The following is an 18,064-nucleotide window of genomic DNA, read 5'->3' as shown; positions in this document are numbered from 1 at the left end:
GCAGCCTCTGTTACTGTCAAGCGGTTATTTTAAGAAGCTTTCAAAGTTTCCCTTGCAACTTCAACCACTTGCGCTTCCAATCTCTCGTCAGCGGGAGGCGAATTCTACAGCGTTACACGCTGCTGTCAACACCTCTTTCTCGCCGCTTTCGACCGAGAAGATCGAACCGTTGATAGTGTCAAACCAGCCGACCCTAACAACTCCTTCCAGGCTTCGATGAACTGAAGCAACCTGCTGCCGAAAACTTCATAACTCTTTGTTTACCAAGGAGTTTTCCGTTTCGACTGCGCCGGAAGTGGGGCGAATTATAGACTTCCAGGATCTCCCGTCAAGCATTGATTTGTCTTTTCTATCAATGAGTTGCGACAGCCACAAAAAGCGGTGTTTTAGCCCAGTTACACGGAGATAAAACACTGCTTCTATATAGAAGAAACCTTCAGAGCACTCCGGCTTCTTTCAAAGCAGCCACGGCCGACACCTCCAGACCCAGCACTCGCTGCAATACCTCCAGCGTGTGCTCGCCCAGCAGAGGCGGGGCATTTCGGTACTCCACCGGCGTTTCGGACAAGCGAATCGGGCTGGCAACTTGCGGTACCAACCCCGCCAACGCATGCGGCATCTCTATCGCCAACCCGCGCGCCTGGACCTGCGGATCGGCAAACACCTGGGACAGATCGTTGATCGGCCCACACGGCACGCCCGCCAACTCCAGTTGCGCCACCCACTGCGCAGTCGTCTTGAACACCGTCGCCTGGCGAATCAACGGAATCAACACCCCGCGATTCGCAACCCGCTGCTTGTTCGTCACAAACCTCGGGTCGTCTGCCCACTGTGGCTGACCTGCCACCTCGGCGAACTTACGGAACTGCCCGTCATTACCCACCGTGAGAATGAAGTCGCCATCTGCGGTAGGGAAGTCCTGATAAGGCACGATATTCGGATGGGCATTGCCCAGGCGCTTGGGGGCAACGCCGGTAGTGAGGTAGTTCATCGCCTGGTTCGCCAGGCAAGCCACCTGAACGTCGAGCAACGCCATGTCGATGTGCTGACCGCCACCCTCATGCTCGCGATGCGCCAGCGCGGCCAGGATCGCCACGGTTGAGTAGAGCCCCGTTAAAATGTCGGTCAGCGCCACACCGACCTTGACCGGCCCGGCGCCCTCATCACCTTCGGGGCGACCCGTGAGACTCATCAAGCCGCCCAACCCCTGGATCATGAAGTCATAACCCGCACGCTTGGCATAAGGCCCGGTCTGGCCGAAGCCCGTGATCGAGCAGTAGATCAGATCAGGGTTGATCGCCTTGAGCGACTCATAGTCCAAACCATAGGCCGCCAGGCCACCTACCTTGAAGTTTTCGATCACGATGTCGGACTTCGCGGCCAACTCACGCACCAAGCGCTGACCATCAGCCTGTGTGAAGTCGATGGTCACCGATTGCTTGTTGCGATTGGCCGACAGGTAGTACGCCGCCTCACTGGTGTTCTCGCCGTAAGCGTCCTTCAGGAAGGGCGGACCCCAGGCGCGCGTATCATCGCCATTGCCAGGGCGCTCGACCTTGATAACCTCGGCCCCCAGATCCGCAAGGATCTGACCTGCCCAAGGCCCCGCCAGTACTCGCGATAAATCCAGCACCCGCAGATGCGATAAAGCGCCCATGACCGCTCTCCTATTAATAGAACGCCTGGAGACCAGTCTGCGCACGACCCAGAATCAACGCATGCACGTCGTGAGTGCCCTCATAGGTGTTGACCACCTCAAGGTTGACCAAGTGACGCGCAACACCGAACTCATCGGAGATGCCATTGCCACCCAGCATATCCCGCGCCATGCGCACGATATCCAGCGACTTGCCGCAGGAGTTGCGCTTCATCATCGAGGTGATTTCGACCGCCGCAGTGCCTTCATCCTTCATACGACCCAGACGCAGGCAACCCTGCAGGGCCATGGTGATTTCAGTCTGCATGTCGGCCAGTTTCTTCTGGATCAACTGGGTAGCCGCCAGTGGACGACCAAATTGCTGACGATCCAGGGTGTATTGACGCGCGGTGTGCCAGCAGAATTCCGCGGCGCCCAGTGCGCCCCAGGCGATGCCGTAGCGGGCAGAGTTGAGGCAGGTGAACGGACCCTTCAGGCCACGCACATCCGGGAAGATGTTCTCTTCGGGAACGAACACGTTGTCCATCACGATTTCGCCGGTGATCGAAGCACGTAGGCCGACCTTGCCGTGGATCGTCGGAGCGCTCAGGCCTTTCCAGCCCTTCTCCAGCACGAAGCCACGGATATCACCGGCATCGTCCTTTGCCCAGACCACGAAGACATCCGCGATCGGACTGTTGGTGATCCACATTTTGGCGCCGCTCAGGCTGTAGCCGCCGTCCACCTTGCGTGCACGGGTGATCATCGAACCCGGGTCGGAACCATGGTTGGGCTCGGTCAGACCAAAGCAGCCGATCCACTCACCAGACGCCAGCTTCGGCAGGTATTTCTGCTTCTGCGCCTCGGTCCCGAATTCATTGATCGGCACCATCACCAGCGAGGACTGCACGCTCATCATCGAGCGATAGCCGGAGTCGATGCGCTCGACCTCGCGGGCAATCAGGCCGTAGCTGACATAGTTCAGGCCACTGCCACCGTACTGCTCGGGAATCGTCGCACCCAGCAGGCCGATCTCACCCATTTCACGGAAGATCGCCGGGTCGGTTTTTTCATGGCGGAACGCTTCGAGAATCCGCGGTGCCAGTTTGTCCTGGGCAAACTGAGCAGCGCTGTCGCGCACCATGCGCTCTTCTTCAGTGAGCTGCTGGTCCAGCAACAGCGGATCGATCCAGTTGAAGCTAGCTTTACCGGCCATGAGAGAGTCCTCGTGAAGTGGGTCAAATATCGTGGATTGATCCTAGGCGTCGGCTGCACATTGGGCAAACGAGGATTTTGCATGCTGTTGTGCTAATTTCTCACTCCGTAACGGCCTTGAACGGCATACACAAGATCTATTAGTGAGGTTGCTGTACATGCGCCGAAAGATCCCCAGCACCACCGCCCTGGTCAGCTTTGAAGCCGCAGCGCGCCACGAAAGCTTTACCAAGGCCGCCCAGGAGCTTTCGCTGACCCAAGGTGCAATCTGCCGACAGATCGCCGGGCTGGAGGAGTTCCTCAGCGTCGAACTGTTCAGACGCTCGCGTCGCGGCGTAAAGCTGACCGAGGCGGGCCTGTCCTACAGCCGGCGCGTCGCCACCCAACTGGATGCCGTCGAACGGGACACCTTGTCGGTGATGGGGCAGCAGGGGGCCAACGTGATCGAACTGGCCGTGGTCCCGACCTTTGGCACCCAATGGCTGCTGCCACGGCTCAAGGACTTCCAGGAGCAACACCCGGAAGTCACGGTCAACCTGACCAATCGCACGCGGCCCTTCCTGTTTGCCGACACCGACTTCGACGCGGCGATTTACTTTGGTGATGCCGATTGGTCCGGCACCGAGTCCCACAGACTGATGGGCGAAAACCCGATGCCCGTATGCAGCCCCGCCTTACTGGGAAACCGTACGTATCTGGAGGCCGAGGTCATTGCCGAGCTGCCACTGCTGCAACAAACCACCCGCCCTTATGCATGGCGCCAGTGGTTCAACTCACAGAACCTGAACATCCCCCGCGACATGACAGGCCCACGCTACGAGCTATTCTCCATGCTCGCCCAGGCCGCCATGCATGACATGGGGATCGCGCTGATCCCGCCCTTCCTGATCCAGCGGGAACTGGCCGAGAAACGCCTGGTGATTGCCAACCCCCAGGCACTGTCGAGCATCAAGGCGTATTACCTGATGATTCCCGAGCGAAAGGTCGAATCCGCCTCGTTGCGCGCTTTTCGTGATTGGCTGATCACCCAGGCTCACCGCTACAGCCTAGACGGACAGGGATTCCCAAGCATTAGCTGACTCGGTAGTCAAATAAATAAAAGCCCTACAGATATAACTAAATGTCGCATATTCACAGACTGTATCCATGACCCGCAAAATGGCCACGCACCCCACTAACGGCGTGGCTTTCAGACATTAATCCGTAGCGGTTGCGCATCATTCATACAGCCTATGTGTAAATTCTTTAAATTCAGCCAAAACCCCTGAAAGGCCCGTACTACAAGGGGTTTTACCCATTACTTGCGACATTCGGTCACGGGGTGACTTGTAGTTAATTTTCCGTCACCCGTCATAACCGCTTGAAGGCCACAAAGTTCGCCTGCAAAATGCCGCGCCCCGCCTGAAATAAAGCGGGGTCGTGCTGATCGGCCGCCCCAGCTGCACCCTTTTCAGTGCGCTGGCCTTCCAAGAAAGATCAAAGCAATAAGATCAAGCAGGAGATTTGACGTGCACATTGGTGTTCCTCTCGAAACCCAGACCGGTGAAACGCGGGTTGCTGCAACCCCGGAAACCATCAAGAAGCTGATCGGCCAGGGTCATAAGGTCACTGTACAAAGCGGGGCGGGCGTCAATGCCAGCGTCGTGGACAGTGCTTATGAAGCGGCAGGTGCCGTGATTGGCAGCGCTAGCGATGCATTTGGTGCAGATCTGATCCTCAAGGTTGTCGCCCCCAGCGACAGCGAACTGAGCCTGATCAAAACTGGAACCGTGCTAGTCGGCATGCTCAACCCGTTCAGCAATGAAACCATTGCCAAACTGGCCGAGCGCGGCATCACCGCGTTTGCCCTGGAAGCGGCGCCGCGCACCTCCCGCGCGCAAAGCCTTGATGTGCTGTCCTCGCAAGCCAACATTGCCGGTTATAAAGCCGTGCTGCTGGCCGCTCACCACTATCCGCGCTTCATGCCCATGCTGATGACGGCGGCCGGCACCGTGAAAGCGGCCCGGGTGCTGATCCTCGGCGCCGGGGTTGCGGGCCTGCAGGCCATTGCGACCGCCAAGCGCCTGGGTGCCGTGATCGAGGCCTCTGACGTACGTCCGGCCGTGAAGGAACAAATCGAATCCCTGGGCGCCAAATTCGTCGACGTCCCGTACGAAACCGATGAAGAGCGTGAATGCGCCGTCGGCGTCGGCGGCTACGCCCGCCCCATGCCCGCCAGCTGGATGCAGCGCCAGGCCGTGGCCGTCCATGAACGCGCCAAGCAGGCTGACATCGTCATCACCACGGCACTGATCCCGGGCCGCAAGGCGCCGACGCTACTGAGCGCGGAAACCGTGGCGCAGATGAAGCCCGGCTCGGTGGTGATCGACCTCGCCGCCGCCCAAGGGGGCAACTGCCCGCTGACCGTGGCCGACCAGGTGATCGTGGCCCATGGCGTGACCATTGCGGGCCCAACCAACCTGGCCGCCCAGGTCGGTGCGGACGCCTCGGCGCTCTACGCCCGCAACCTGCTGGACTTCCTGAAGCTGGTCTTCACCCAGGAAGGCCAGTTCGAGATCAACCTCGAAGACGACATCGTCGCCGCGTGCCTGATGTGCCGCGACGGTCAAGTCATCCGCAAAAACGCCTAAGCAGGGATTCAGACGATGGAAGAGCTTATCTCCCCCGGTATCTACAACCTGATCATCTTCGTGCTGGCGATTTATGTCGGTTATCACGTGGTCTGGAACGTTACACCCGCGCTGCACACCCCATTGATGGCGGTGACCAACGCGATTTCGGCGATCGTGATCGTCGGCGCCATGCTGGCAGCGGCTCTCACCGTGACGCCTCTGGGCAAGACCATGGGCACCCTCGCGGTGGCGCTGGCCGCCGTCAACGTGTTCGGTGGCTTCCTTGTCACCCGCCGCATGCTGGAAATGTTCAAGAAAAAAGCCCCGAAAGCCGTTAAAGAAGAGGCGCCCAAGTCATGAGCATGAACCTTGTCACGACGCTCTACCTGATCGCGTCGATCTGCTTCATCCAGGCGCTCAAAGGCCTGTCGCACCCGACGACCTCGCGCCGCGGCAACCTGTTCGGCATGCTGGGCATGGCGCTGGCGGTACTGACCACCGTAGGCCTGATCTATAAGCTGGGCGCCGAGCTGGCTACCGCCGGCATCGGCTATGTAATCGTCGGCCTACTGGTCGGCGGCACTGCCGGCTCGATCATGGCCAAGCGCGTAGAAATGACCAAGATGCCGGAGCTGGTGGCCTTCATGCACAGCATGATCGGCCTGGCCGCGGTGTTCATCGCCATTGCCGCCGTGGTCGAACCGCAGTCACTGGGCATCGTCAAACAACTGGGCGACTCGATTCCCGCCGGTAACCGCCTGGAGCTGTTCCTCGGTGCCGCCATCGGTGCCATTACCTTCTCCGGCTCCGTGATTGCCTTCGGCAAGCTGTCGGGCAAGTACAAGTTCCGCCTGTTCCAAGGCGCACCGGTACAGTTCGGCGGCCAGCACAAGCTGAACCTGGTATTGGGTCTCGCCACCCTGGGCCTGGGCCTGGTGTTCATGTTCACCGGCAATCTCAGCGCCTTCGCCTTGATGCTGGCGCTGGCCTTCGTGCTGGGCGTGCTGATCATCATCCCGATTGGCGGCGCCGACATGCCGGTGGTGGTGTCGATGCTCAACAGCTATTCCGGCTGGGCAGCGGCGGGCATCGGCTTCTCGCTGAACAACTCGATGCTGATCATCGCCGGCTCGCTGGTGGGTTCAAGTGGCGCGATCCTCTCGTACATCATGTGCAAGGCGATGAACCGTTCCTTCTTTAATGTACTGCTCGGTGGCTTCGGCAATACCGCCGATGCCGCCGGCCCCGCAGGCTCGAAAGAGGCTCGTCCGGTGAAATCGGGCTCGGCAGACGACGCGACCTTCCTGCTGACCAACGCCGACACCGTGATCATCGTCCCGGGCTATGGCCTGGCGGTAGCACGGGCACAGCACGCGCTGAAGGAACTGACCGAGAAGCTGACCCACCGTGGCGTGACCGTGAAGTATGCGATCCACCCGGTGGCCGGTCGCATGCCTGGCCACATGAACGTGCTGCTGGCCGAGGCCGAGGTGCCTTACGACCAGGTGTTCGAGATGGAAGACATCAACTCCGAGTTCGGCCAGGCCGACGTGGTGCTGGTGCTGGGCGCCAACGACGTGGTCAACCCGGCCGCCAAGAACGATCCGAAATCGCCGATTGCCGGCATGCCGATCCTCGAAGCGTTCAAGGCCAAGACCATCATCGTCAACAAGCGTTCGATGGCCAGCGGCTATGCTGGCCTGGACAACGAACTGTTCTACCTGGACAAGACCATGATGGTGTTCGGCGACGCCAAGAAAGTCATTGAAGACATGGTCAAGGCCGTCGACTAAACACTGCGCCAACGCAATACCCAAAACCCCGGCCGTTCGTAGGCTGGGGTTTTTTTATGCTGCATGAAATCCGACGCAAGGCTCTAAATCGCTTGCTGGCATTCGACCATGGTAGCGGGACGGATGTTATCGAAATCACTAGACTGCGCATCTTGCTTCCGTTGCCCGAGAAAACTATCCATGTACCGTGACCGTATTCGCTTGCCTTCGTTGTTGGATAAGGTGATGAGCGCCGCCGACGCTGCCGCTCTGATTCAGGACGGCATGACCGTCGGCATGAGCGGCTTCACCCGCGCCGGCGAAGCCAAGGCCGTGCCCCATGCGCTGGCCGAGCGTGCCAAGACCTCGCCTCTGAAAATCACCCTGATGACCGGTGCCAGCCTGGGCAACGATCTGGACAAGCAACTGACTGAAGCGGGCGTGTTGTCGCGACGCATGCCATTCCAGGTCGACAGCACCCTGCGCAAGGCGATCAACGCCGGCGAGGTGATGTTTATCGACCAGCATTTGTCGGAAACCGTCGAACAGTTGCGCAACAAGCAACTCAAACTGCCGGACATCGCGGTCATTGAAGCCGTGGCGATCACCGAGCAGGGCCACATCGTGCCCACCACCTCGGTCGGCAACTCCGCCAGCTTCGCGATCTTCGCCAAACACGTGATCGTCGAGATCAACCTGGCGCACAACGCCAACCTGGAAGGTCTGCACGACATCTATATCCCGAGCTATCGCCCGACGCGCTCACCGATCCCGCTGACCCAGGTGGATGACCGCATTGGCAGCACCGCGATTCCAATCCCGCCGGAGAAGATCGTCGCCATTGTCATCACCAACCAGGCGGACTCGGCCTCCACCGTCGCCGCGCCCGACAGCGACACCCAGTCGATCGCCAATCACCTGATCAACTTCTTTAAAGAGGAAGTCGACGCCGGGCGCATGACCAACAAGCTCGGTCCGCTGCAGGCGGGTATTGGCAACATCGCCAACGCGGTGATGTGCGGGCTGATCGACTCGCCGTTCGAAGACCTGACCATGTACTCCGAAGTGCTGCAGGACTCCACATTCGACCTGATCGACGCGGGCAAGCTGAGTTTTGCCTCGGGCAGTTCGATCACCTTGTCGGAACGGCGCAACGCCGACGTGTTCGGCAACCTGGAGCACTACAAGGACAAGTTGGTGCTGCGCCCGCAAGAGATTTCCAACCACCCCGAAGTGGTGCGGCGCCTGGGCATCATCGGCATCAACACGGCGCTGGAGTTCGACCTGTACGGCAACGTCAACTCCACCCACGTCTGCGGTACACGGATGATGAACGGCATCGGTGGCTCGGGCGACTTCGCCCGCAACGCCCACCTGGCAATCTTCGTCACCAAGTCGATTGCCAAGGGCGGGGCGATCTCCAGCGTAGTGCCAATGGTCAGCCACGTTGACCACACCGAGCATGACGTCGACATCCTGGTGACGGAGATCGGCCTGGCTGACCTGCGCGGCCTGGCGCCCCGGGAACGGGCGCGGGTGGTGATCGACAACTGCGTGCACCCGGACTACCGCCAGGCGCTGAATGACTACTTTGAAAAGGCCTGCGCCATCGGCGGGCACACGCCGCACATCCTGCGCGAGGCCCTGAGCTGGCACATTAACCTGGAAGAAACCGGGCGCATGCTGGCCGACTGATCGATACAGATGGCGGCTGACGCAAACACAGTTTCGTCAGCTCGCCATCACGCTCGGCATATCCGTTTAAAACTGTACTACTGTACCGGCCATTTCCTACTGAAATCCCCGACACTTTTGAGCAAAAGCCCCTTATTTGCACCAACTTGGTGCTTATAGGTACAGTTGCCTCAATTTAGACCCGTACACCGCCTATTAACAGTTAACTGCCCCCTCACAATACAGATGAACTGTATCTAGAGAGACTGGCCAAACGAGAGGATCATTGGCATCAGTTAAACCACTACCTAATCCCGCCACAAGCGGAAGGATGTCAATCATGGAACGTACACTCAGTTCCGAGCTGTTCTTCGAAGACAAGGCCGTAAAAACCCAGGCTTCCCTGCCTCTTCGCGTTATCGCCAACCTGATGCTGTGGCAGCGCCGCATCTCCAGCCGCCATCAACTGGCTCGCCTGGATTCGCGTCTGCTGGCTGACGCAGGGATTAGCGAAGCACAACGCTACGAAGAGCTGAGCAAGCCGTTCTGGCGCTAAGTTAGCGTCGCTGGCCCTGACCCACCGGGTCCACCGCCAGCACCGAATTGCACACACAAGACCCGTCGTGGGAAACCACGACGGGTCTTGTCGTTTCAGGGCTTGGTCATCGGCAGTACAGAAGGATATCGGCGATACCGGTACAGTTTAAATAATAACCAAACTGAACCAGTACAATTTAACCCCGGTGTAGCTGCTGCATCGAACACGAAACGATCAACATGATCTCCCAAGGCTGCTCTGCCAGCCCCAGCGCGAGGAATACATCATGGATCGGTCACTCGATATTTCGCTCCAGCGCCCACAACGGCGCTCACTCTTGCAAGGACTCGGGCGCCTGGCCGCCGCGATCGGCGCAAGCATGGAACGGGTACGGACCCGACGCCTGCTGGCTCAGCTCAGCGCGCTGGAACTGTCTGACTCGGGCATCAGCCACAGCGAGCGCATGGCCGAACTGGACCAGCCCTTTTGGCGATAGCGATCAATAGAACGCATGACAGGGCTATTCTTGGCGTTGAACTACGGCCTAATATCCAGGACCAACGTGGCGAACGCTGCGTACGACGCGTCTGACCCTTCAGGTCCTACGCGGTACGTAGCGGTTGCCCGGCGTCCTGGGCGCCGCTTTTTTTGTTTATCCACAGGAGTTACCCATGTCCCGTCTTCGTCTGCTGAGCGCCGCTGCCCTGTTGGCCGTGACTGCCAATTCGCACGCCTCGAGCCTGATCGTTACCACTGACGCCATCGTCGGCGCACTCAAGGCCACGTCCGATGCCACTTCCAACGTCACGTCTTCGTTCCGCGACGACAAGATTGTCCGCGCCGCCCGTGACGATGCGGCCAGCTTTGTCGCCAGCGAAGGTGCGATCCGTGGCGTTCGTCTGGAAAGCGCGCTGGAACACATCCGCACACAGGTTCCACAGTTGGCCGCGACCGATGCACAGTTGGCCCAGGCAATCCTGACCCTCTGAGTGCAGCACTACGGGGGTCGGCAAGGCTGACCCCAAATCCCCGGCGCTGGCTCTGCGTCGGGCATTAGGCTAGCCTTGGCGCTCACTTGCCGCTGTCGAGTCCCATGGTTTCCCCTTCAAGCGCTCTGATCGTCCCGTTCTTTTTCATCGCCTGCTGGACACTCCCGGCCAACGCCCTGGACCTGACCACGCAGAACGCTGTCGCCACCGTTTATGCAACAAGCATGGTGACCCGCGCGCCCGTCGACCATAAACTGCTGCTCGCCGCGCACGATGATGCGGCTGCCTTTATCGCCAGTGACGGCCGCCTGCGAGGAGCCCGCCTGGAGTCTGCCCTGAATCATCTGCGCCAGACCCAGTCAAAACTTCATGCCAGCGACCTTGAACTGGCACAGGCAATTCTCGTCCAACCATTTCCCTAGTTCTTCCGGAGTCGTTCCATGCGTAGCCCGCTGATTGCTGCCACCCTTGGCCTATTGTTGTTGGCCGACGTGGCCCAGGCTCATACCCTGGTAGCCACCAGTAACATGATCATTCGCGCCTCCCAGCGCACCCTGGACTTTACTTCCGACACCACCACCTCGATCCGCGACCTGAAAGTCATCCGCGAGGCCCAGGACGACGCCGCCAGCTACGTCGCCACCAACGGGGATATTCGGGGTGCTCATCTGGAAGCCGCGTTCGACACCTTGCGCAGCCGTGTGCCAGAGGCGCGTGATGCCAGCGACCAGGTACTCGCCGAAGCCATCCTCGCACTGTGAAGGCACTCGTCGCCGGGCTGCTGGCCGCCACCGTCATGCTGCTCGGCAACACGGTCCAGGCCAGCCTGCAGCTGCACCTCAAGACAGATGGCCTGAGCCCGGCAGAGCAGCAGGCCAGCCAGGCGCTGCTGGATGAAGCCATGCAGGCGCTGCCGCCGCACTTCATCGAGCAACTGGACCGGCGCATCGATGTCGGCTGGACCGATCAGATGCCGAGCAATGCCTACGGGCAAGCGTCGCTGGTCTCGCAGTTGGACCTCAACCGCAACCTGCTGGCCGGCCTGACCGACGGCAGCGCCGCCACCCAGAAGACCCATCGCCCCCACGGCACCGTGCGCCGGGAGATGCTCGCCACGGTGCTGCACGAACTCACCCACCTCTATGACCGTGCGCGACTCTGGCCCAGTGCCGAGCGGCACTTGATCCAGCGCTGCTCGCGCCAGAAGAACAGTACCGGCCTGGTGGGCATTCCCGATGAATGCCGGGGCCAGACCGAGCGCCGCTTCACCTTGAGCGACGACCCGCGCCTGCTGGACCTGGCAGGCTGGCAGCAATACGTCGGGCGACGGGGCGAGCGCGAGCAACACAACCGACAGATCGCCCGCAGCCCGGACCTCTACGAGATCAGCAGCCCCAAGGAGTTCGTCGCGGTCAACATGGAGTATTTCCTCCTTGATCCGAGCTATGCCTGCCGCCGTCCGTCGCTGTACCGCTACTACCAGGAACACTTTGGCTGGGCCCCCGCCGCCAAGGACACCTGCGCCACCTCCTATGCCTTCCTGAACGCCGGCAACGACTTCGCCAAGCAACCCCTGGGGCAGATCGACCCGGAGCGCGTGTATGCCGTCGACTACCTGCTGGCCGAGGCCAACCAGAACCTGGTCAGCCGCTGGGGCCACAGCATGTTGCGCCTGGTGATCTGTGCCCCCGGCCGTCCCCGCGGGCCGGACTGCCGGCTGGACCTGGAGTACTCGCAAGTGTTGTCCTACCGCGCGTTTGTCGGTGACGTCCAGCTGTCGAGCTGGGACGGGCTGGTCGGCAAATACCCTTCGCGCCTGTTCGTGCTGCCGCTGTCGCAAGTCATCGACGAATACACCAAGACCGAGCTGCGCAGCCTGGCCTCGGTGCCATTGATCCTGTCGCGCAGTGAAATCAACGAAGTCGTCGAGCACGCCGCCGAACTGCACTGGAGCTACGACGGCACCTACTTCTTCCTGTCCAACAACTGCGCGGTCGAAAGCCTGAAACTGTTGCGCAGTGGCAGCGACAATCCACAACTGATCGGCCTGGACAGCATCATGCCCAATGGCTTGCTGGAAGTGCTCAAGGCCCGTGGGCTGGCCGACACCCGCGTGCTGGACGACCCGCGTGAAGCCTTGCGCCTGGGCTATCGCTTCGACTCGTTCCGCGACCGCTACCAGGCGATGTTCGAGGTGCTGAAGAAACACCTGCCGATCAAGCAGGACAAGGTCGAGGATTGGCTGACCCTCACCGCTGCCGAACGGCGCCCGTGGTTCGACCAGGCTGACCTGCGCACCAGTGCTGCATTGCTGTTGCTGGAGCAGGCCAGTTTCCGCCAGCAATTGCTGCTGGCCCAGAATGAAGTGAAACAGCGCTACCTGGATGCCCGCGAGCTGGAGCACGGCGGCATGGACAAGGCCAACCAGACGTTGCAGCAATTGCTGGCCAACAGTGGATTCCTGAGTCGTCCGGCGGAGTTGCTCGATGAGGGCGGCTACGGCTTGCCCCAGGCCAATGAGTGGAAACGCCTGGAGTCGGAAAGCAGCAGCCGACAGCAGAAGTTGCTGGCACTGACCGGGGATCTGGACAAAGAGGTCAGGGCACTGCTGGAGCCCAGCCGGGCCGCGGAAATCGCCGCCAGCGAAGCCAACCTCAAGCAACTGGGCGAACACCTGCGGGCGCTGCACAAGGCCTCTGGCGGCTTGGAGCTGCCTTAACCCCCCTCTGGTGGGAGCAACTGTCTTAGCCATGCCGCTCGTCACCGCCATCGCGAGCAGGAATCTGGGTTGAGCCCGTAGGAGCGAGGCTTACCCGCGAACCGGCCAGCCCATTCAACATCGATGTCGTCAGGTTTACCGTCTTCGCGGGCAAGCCTTAATGCCAGTCAGTTAAGGCGCCAAACCTGTGGGAGCGAGCCTGCTCGCGAAGACGGCAACACAGCCAACATCTCCGTTGACTGACCTACTGCTATCGCGAGCAGGCTCGCTCCCACGCGGGTTTCGCTTAACTGACTGGCATTAGAGCAAGCCTCGCTCCTTGGAATCCGGGCCTGACACGGGATGGGTGTTCACCGTGGACCAGGGTGGGAGCAACTGTCTTAACCCACCGCTCGCTCGCCACCTGGATGTCGTTGCCGCTGCCCGCAATGACACCCGCCCGTATGCCGTTCACTCATTTCGACGCGCCGTATCCTCAGTCTTGTGCGTGCTGACCGGCACTTTGGGCCCCGACGAGCGGTGTCGCCCATCTCGCCTGCTGTTACCCGGCGAAAGCTGGCTGAAAGGTTGGCCCATTAGGATCGCGCCCCACTGCCGGCAATAGACCGGTTGGCCAGTGCGCGCTACAACGCCCGCACGGCCCAATTAACAACAACAATGGTGATTCTGATGTCCGTTCCTACCCGCCTGTTTACCTCGACTCCTTCCGTTCGCCTCGCGCTGCCCGTCCTGCGCTGACCCCACCCGGTTCGCCATTTCCCTAGCCGCGCTACGCCTGGAGTATCCCCATGCTGACTTTCCTTGGCTTTGCCATGGTCATCACGTTCATGTACCTGATCATGACCAAGCGCCTGTCCGCGCTAATCGCCCTGATCATCGTACCGATCCTGTTCGCCCTGTTCGGTGGCTTTGCGCCAGAGATCGGCCCGATGATGCTGGCCGGCATCACCAAGCTGGCCCCGACCGGGGTGATGCTGATGTTCGCCATCCTCTATTTCGCCCTGATGATCGATTCCGGCCTGTTCGACCCGGCCGTGCGCAAGATCCTCAAGATGGTCAAGGGTGACCCGCTGAAGATCTCCGTCGGCACCGCCGTGCTGGCCCTGGTGGTGTCCCTGGACGGTGACGGCGCCACCACCTACATGATCTGCGTGGCCGCCATGCTGCCGCTGTACAGCCGCATCGGCATGAGCCCGCGGATCATGGCCGGCCTGATCATCCTCGCCGGTGGCGTGATGAACATGACGCCCTGGGGCGGTCCGACTGCCCGCGCCGCCAGTGCGCTGCATATCGACCCCTCGGACATCTTCGTGCCGATGATCCCGGCGATGTTCGCCGGCGTGCTGGCGATCCTGGCGATTGCGTACATGTACGGTAAACGTGAGCGCGCACGCTTGGGTGAACTGCACCTGATGGGCGATGAAATCGACCACAGCGAAATCAGCGTATCGCAGTTCCCGGATGCCCGCCGTCCGAAGCTGATCTGGTTCAACGGCGCCCTGACCCTGGTCCTGATGTGCACCCTGGTCGCTGGGCTGCTGCCGTTGCCGGTGCTGTTCATGGTGGCATTCAGTATCGCGATGATCGTCAACTACCCGTGCCTGCAGCAGCAGAAAGACCGCATTGCCGCTCACGCCGGCAGCGTGTTGTCGGTGGTCGGCCTGATCTTCGCGGCCGGTATCTTCACCGGCATCCTGAGCGGCACCGGCATGGTCGACGCCATGTCCAAGAGCCTGTTGACCGTGATCCCCGACTTCCTCGGGCCGTACCTGGCCGTGATCACCGCGCTGGTGAGCATGCCGTTCACGTTCTTCATGTCCAACGACGCATTTTATTACGGCGTATTGCCGGTTCTCGCCGAAGCCGCCAGCCACTACGGCATCACTGCGGTGGAAATGGCGCGTGCCTCGATCGTCGGCCAACCCGTACACTTGCTGAGCCCGCTGGTTCCCTCGACGTACCTGCTGGTGGCATTGGCCGGAATCGAGTTTGGCGATCACCAGCGCTTCACCCTAAAATGGGCCATCCTGGTGTGCCTGTGCATACTGGCCGCCGCCTTGCTGATGGGGATTTTTCCGCTATACAGCACTCTATAACCGTATCAACTCACCGCACCGCCAGCTGGACTTCGACACCTGAAGCCGCTGGCGTCGTGGTTTAACACACTCGCACAAGGACTACACATGGAATGGCTGACCAACCCTGAGATCTGGGTTGCCTTCTTGACACTGACGGCCCTGGAAATCGTTCTGGGTATCGACAACATCATCATGATCTCGATCCTGGTCAGCCGCATGCCCAAGCATATGCAGGCGCGCACCCGGATTTTCGGCCTGGCGCTGGCCATGGTCACCCGAATCCTGTTGCTGCTGTCGATCACCTGGGTCATGCAACTGACCGCCGACTTGTTCGAAGTGTTCGGCCAGGGTATCTCCGGACGCGACCTGATCCTGTTCTTCGGTGGCCTGTTCCTGCTGTGGAAAAGCTCCCAGGAGATGTACCACGCGCTGGAAGGCGAAGACGAAACCCACGACACCCCGACCGGCAAGGGCGGCAGCTTCATCTACACCATCGTCCAGATCGCGATCATCGACATCGTGTTCTCCCTGGACTCGGTGATCACCGCCGTCGGCATGGTCTCCCATGTCCCGGTCATGGTCGCGGCCATTGTCGTCGCCGTCCTGGTGATGATGCTCGCAGCCGGCACCATCAGCGAGTTCATCGACAAGCACCCGTCGCTGAAGATGCTCGCGCTGTCGTTCCTGCTGGTGGTGGGTACCGTGCTGATCGCCGAAGCCTTCGAAGTGCATGTGCCAAAAGGCTACGTCTACTTTGCGATGGCGTTCTCGCTGGCGGTGGAGGCATTCAACATCAAGATGCGCGCCGCGAATGCGAAGAAAAAGAACCAGGAACACGACGCCGTCAAACTGCGCAAGGACATCCCGGGCCAGTAAGCCGAGGGATAGCCGTTTGCACAGAGGGGCCTTCGGGCCCCTTTTTCACGCCTGCATGAAGCTGTTTTCATGACACTTTTGTTTCAATCCAGACTTTAGCTATGCAATGCTGGCGCCCAGCCCGTTAGACGACTAAAGCTTAAGTACACAACGTAGAACGAGCGGTACCGTCGAACTTGCCCCATTGGGGTGCTATTCATCCAGGGGGCCCACTATGCTGACCCTGCTCAATTTACTGTCTGCCGTCGCCCTGTTGATCTGGGGCACGCACATCGTCCGAACCGGCATCCTGCGGGTCTACGGCTCCAACTTGCGCCACGTCATTGGGCGCAACATGTCCAAGCGCTGGCTGGCGTTCGTGGCCGGGATCCTGGTCACCGCGATGGTCCAGAGCAGCAACGCCACGGCGATGCTGGTGACCTCGTTCGTCGGCCAGGGGCTGATGGCGCTGACACCCGCACTGGCGACCATGCTCGGTGCCGACGTCGGTACCGCGCTGATGGCGCGGGTGCTGACCCTGGACCTGTCCTGGCTCTCGCCCTTGCTGATCTTCCTTGGGGTGATCTTCTTTCTCTCGCGCAAACAGACGCGCGCCGGCCAGTTGGGACGGGTGGGCATCGGCCTGGGCCTGATCATCCTGGCGCTGCAACTGATCGTCGAAGCCGCCGCCCCGATCACCCACGCCCAGGGCGTCAAGGTGCTGTTTGCCTCACTGACTGGCGACATCCTGCTCGACGCCCTGATCGGTGCGTTGTTCGCGATGATTTCCTACTCCAGCCTGGCCGCCGTCCTGCTCACGGCGACACTCGCCGGCGCCGGCGTCATCAGCCTGCCCGTGGCCATCGGCCTGGTGATCGGCGCCAACATCGGCAGCGGCGTGCTGGCGTTCCTCAGCACCAGCATGCAAAACGCCGCCGGTCGGCAAGTGGCCCTGGGCAGCCTGCTGTACAAGCTGATCGGCCTGCTGTTGATCATTCCGGTACTCGACCCGCTGGTGCACTGGATGGACAGCCTCGACTACAGCCCCCAGGGCCTGGTGATTGGTTTCCACCTGCTCTACAACACCGCCCGCTGCCTGGTGCTGCTGCCCACGGTTGGCCCGATGGCCCGCTTGTGCGCCTGGTTGCTGCCCGAGCGCCCCGACCCCAATGGTCGCGCCAGATCCCGGCACCTGGACCCCACGGCCCTGGAGACGCCAAGCCTGGCGCTGGCCAATGCGGCCCGGGAAACCCTGCGCATTGGCGACCTGATCGACAACATGCTCGAAGCCATGCTCGACGTGCTGCGCGGCAAGCAGACCGCCGTCACCCTGGAGATGCGTCGCCTGAGCGATGACGTCGAAGCCCTCTACAGTGCGATCAAGTTGTACTTGGCACAGATGCCGCGCGAGGACCTCGGCGAGCAGGACAGCCGGCGCTGGGCAGAGATCATCGAGCTGGCGATCAACCTGAAGCTGGCCGGCGACCTGATCGAACGCATGCTGCGCAAGGTCCAGCAACAGAAAACCTCGCAACGGCGTGCGTTTTCCGAAGCCGGCCTGGAAGAGCTGGCCGGCCTGCACCACCAGTTGATCGCCAACCTGCGCCTGGGGTTGTCGGTGTTCCTCAGCGGCGACCGGGAAAGCGCCCGGCAGTTGCTGCGCGAGAAGCGCCGCTTCCGCGCCCAGGAGCGCCGCCTGGCCCACGCCCACGTCAGCCGCTTGCAGCGCAAGATCGTGCAGAGCCTGGAAACCAGCTCGTTGCACCTGGAACTGATCGCCGACATGCAGCGCTTGAATTCGCTGTTCTGCGGCAGTGCCTACGTGGTCCTGGAGAGCACCGAAACCGGCGCACTGCCCAGCGAAGAGGTCACGGACATTACCCATTCGCCGTGAACGTATAGGATGGCGGTCTGTCAGTTGCTGTCTCGGTGCCTTCAAACGGCCATCGCGAGCAGGCTCGCTCCCACAGGCTTAC

General features: G+C 60.9%; 16 protein-coding genes. 14 read left to right on the top strand and 2 right to left on the bottom strand.

All coding sequences use genetic code 11. The features are described 5' to 3' along the window. Positions 1–436 precede the first annotated feature (436 nt). Both BMW74_RS07815 and BMW74_RS07810 read right to left on the bottom strand, forming a co-directional pair. Positions 437–1,657, bottom strand: coding sequence for a CaiB/BaiF CoA transferase family protein (locus BMW74_RS07815; RefSeq protein ID WP_093416040.1), 1,221 nt, complete (start codon positions 1,655–1,657; stop codon positions 437–439). A gap of 13 nt (positions 1,658–1,670) precedes the next feature. After that, complete coding sequence (locus BMW74_RS07810; protein WP_093416037.1) at positions 1,671–2,852, bottom strand: acyl-CoA dehydrogenase; 1,182 nt, start codon at positions 2,850–2,852, stop codon at positions 1,671–1,673. Positions 2,853–3,009: 157 nt separating this feature from the next. Between BMW74_RS07810 and BMW74_RS07805 the strand changes: the two genes are divergently transcribed. The 14 genes from BMW74_RS07805 to BMW74_RS07740 all read left to right on the top strand — a co-directional run bounded on the left by BMW74_RS07805 (position 3,010) and on the right by BMW74_RS07740 (position 17,982). Beyond that, entirely contained in the window at positions 3,010–3,930 is a 921-nt protein-coding gene (locus BMW74_RS07805; RefSeq protein ID WP_093416034.1) for a LysR family transcriptional regulator, read from the top strand. A 429-nt stretch (positions 3,931–4,359) separates the two neighbouring features. Continuing rightward, positions 4,360–5,481 (top strand): Re/Si-specific NAD(P)(+) transhydrogenase subunit alpha, encoded by a 1,122-nt coding sequence (locus BMW74_RS07800; protein ID WP_093416031.1) that lies wholly within the window; start codon positions 4,360–4,362, stop codon positions 5,479–5,481. 15 nt (positions 5,482–5,496) lie between these two features. Next, entirely contained in the window at positions 5,497–5,823 is a 327-nt protein-coding gene (locus BMW74_RS07795; protein ID WP_093416029.1) for an NAD(P) transhydrogenase subunit alpha part 2, read from the top strand. Continuing rightward, positions 5,820–7,256, top strand: coding sequence for an NAD(P)(+) transhydrogenase (Re/Si-specific) subunit beta (locus tag BMW74_RS07790; protein WP_093416025.1), 1,437 nt, complete (start codon positions 5,820–5,822; stop codon positions 7,254–7,256). Before BMW74_RS07795 ends, BMW74_RS07790 begins: the two co-directional genes overlap by 4 nt. Positions 7,257–7,436: 180 nt before the next feature. After that, complete coding sequence (locus BMW74_RS07785) at positions 7,437–8,930, top strand: acetyl-CoA hydrolase/transferase family protein (RefSeq protein ID WP_093416022.1); 1,494 nt, start codon at positions 7,437–7,439, stop codon at positions 8,928–8,930. A gap of 319 nt (positions 8,931–9,249) precedes the next feature. Then, positions 9,250–9,465: a DUF1127 domain-containing protein gene (locus tag BMW74_RS07780; protein ID WP_011331828.1), complete on the top strand. Its 216-nt coding sequence runs from the start codon at positions 9,250–9,252 to the stop codon at positions 9,463–9,465. Positions 9,466–9,733: 268 nt separating this feature from the next. Then, the gene (locus tag BMW74_RS07775) at positions 9,734–9,943 is read left to right on the top strand and encodes a DUF1127 domain-containing protein (protein WP_093416020.1); all 210 of its coding nucleotides are present in this window, start codon (positions 9,734–9,736) and stop codon (positions 9,941–9,943) included. Positions 9,944–10,118: 175 nt separating this feature from the next. Beyond that, positions 10,119–10,436, top strand: coding sequence for a DUF2388 domain-containing protein (locus BMW74_RS07770; RefSeq protein ID WP_093416017.1), 318 nt, complete (start codon positions 10,119–10,121; stop codon positions 10,434–10,436). A 104-nt stretch (positions 10,437–10,540) separates the two neighbouring features. Next, positions 10,541–10,858: a DUF2388 domain-containing protein gene (locus tag BMW74_RS07765; protein WP_093416014.1), complete on the top strand. Its 318-nt coding sequence runs from the start codon at positions 10,541–10,543 to the stop codon at positions 10,856–10,858. Positions 10,859–10,876: 18 nt separating this feature from the next. Further along, a complete protein-coding gene (locus BMW74_RS07760) occupies positions 10,877–11,197 on the top strand; it encodes a DUF2388 domain-containing protein (protein WP_093416011.1) in 321 nt (106 codons plus the stop codon). A 35-nt stretch (positions 11,198–11,232) separates the two neighbouring features. After that, entirely contained in the window at positions 11,233–13,155 is a 1,923-nt protein-coding gene (locus BMW74_RS07755) for a DUF7844 domain-containing protein (protein ID WP_371911743.1), read from the top strand. A gap of 788 nt (positions 13,156–13,943) precedes the next feature. Next, entirely contained in the window at positions 13,944–15,251 is a 1,308-nt protein-coding gene (locus BMW74_RS07750) for a CitMHS family transporter (RefSeq protein ID WP_093416005.1), read from the top strand. Between the two features lie 87 nt (positions 15,252–15,338). Next, on the top strand, positions 15,339–16,109 hold the full coding sequence (locus tag BMW74_RS07745; RefSeq protein WP_093416003.1) for a TerC family protein: 771 nt from the start codon (positions 15,339–15,341) through the stop codon (positions 16,107–16,109). A gap of 214 nt (positions 16,110–16,323) precedes the next feature. Further along, positions 16,324–17,982 (top strand): Na/Pi cotransporter family protein, encoded by a 1,659-nt coding sequence (locus BMW74_RS07740; protein WP_093416001.1) that lies wholly within the window; start codon positions 16,324–16,326, stop codon positions 17,980–17,982. The last annotated feature ends 82 nt before the right edge of the window (positions 17,983–18,064 follow it).

This window comes from Pseudomonas sp. ok272, assembly GCF_900109995.1.
Taxonomy (GTDB): Bacteria; Pseudomonadota; Gammaproteobacteria; order Pseudomonadales; family Pseudomonadaceae; genus Aquipseudomonas.
This window is presented reverse-complemented; position numbering and strand designations above follow the sequence as displayed.

Bases quoted from the DNA above. Each gene is read 5' to 3' on its own strand.
- BMW74_RS07815 (WP_093416040.1), bottom strand. From the start codon at position 1,657: ATGGGCGCTTTATCGCATCTGCGGGTGCTGGATTTATCGCGAGTACTG.
- BMW74_RS07810 (WP_093416037.1), bottom strand. From the start codon at position 2,852: ATGGCCGGTAAAGCTAGCTTCAACTGGATCGATCCGCTGTTGCTGGAC.
- BMW74_RS07805 (WP_093416034.1), top strand. From the start codon at position 3,010: ATGCGCCGAAAGATCCCCAGCACCACCGCCCTGGTCAGCTTTGAAGCC.
- BMW74_RS07795 (WP_093416029.1), top strand. From the start codon at position 5,497: ATGGAAGAGCTTATCTCCCCCGGTATCTACAACCTGATCATCTTCGTG.
- BMW74_RS07790 (WP_093416025.1), top strand. From the start codon at position 5,820: ATGAGCATGAACCTTGTCACGACGCTCTACCTGATCGCGTCGATCTGC.
- BMW74_RS07785 (WP_093416022.1), top strand. From the start codon at position 7,437: ATGTACCGTGACCGTATTCGCTTGCCTTCGTTGTTGGATAAGGTGATG.
- BMW74_RS07780 (WP_011331828.1), top strand. From the start codon at position 9,250: ATGGAACGTACACTCAGTTCCGAGCTGTTCTTCGAAGACAAGGCCGTA.
- BMW74_RS07775 (WP_093416020.1), top strand. From the start codon at position 9,734: ATGGATCGGTCACTCGATATTTCGCTCCAGCGCCCACAACGGCGCTCA.
- BMW74_RS07770 (WP_093416017.1), top strand. From the start codon at position 10,119: ATGTCCCGTCTTCGTCTGCTGAGCGCCGCTGCCCTGTTGGCCGTGACT.
- BMW74_RS07765 (WP_093416014.1), top strand. From the start codon at position 10,541: ATGGTTTCCCCTTCAAGCGCTCTGATCGTCCCGTTCTTTTTCATCGCC.
- BMW74_RS07760 (WP_093416011.1), top strand. From the start codon at position 10,877: ATGCGTAGCCCGCTGATTGCTGCCACCCTTGGCCTATTGTTGTTGGCC.
- BMW74_RS07755 (WP_371911743.1), top strand. From the start codon at position 11,233: ATGCTGCTCGGCAACACGGTCCAGGCCAGCCTGCAGCTGCACCTCAAG.
- BMW74_RS07750 (WP_093416005.1), top strand. From the start codon at position 13,944: ATGCTGACTTTCCTTGGCTTTGCCATGGTCATCACGTTCATGTACCTG.
- BMW74_RS07745 (WP_093416003.1), top strand. From the start codon at position 15,339: ATGGAATGGCTGACCAACCCTGAGATCTGGGTTGCCTTCTTGACACTG.
- BMW74_RS07740 (WP_093416001.1), top strand. From the start codon at position 16,324: ATGCTGACCCTGCTCAATTTACTGTCTGCCGTCGCCCTGTTGATCTGG.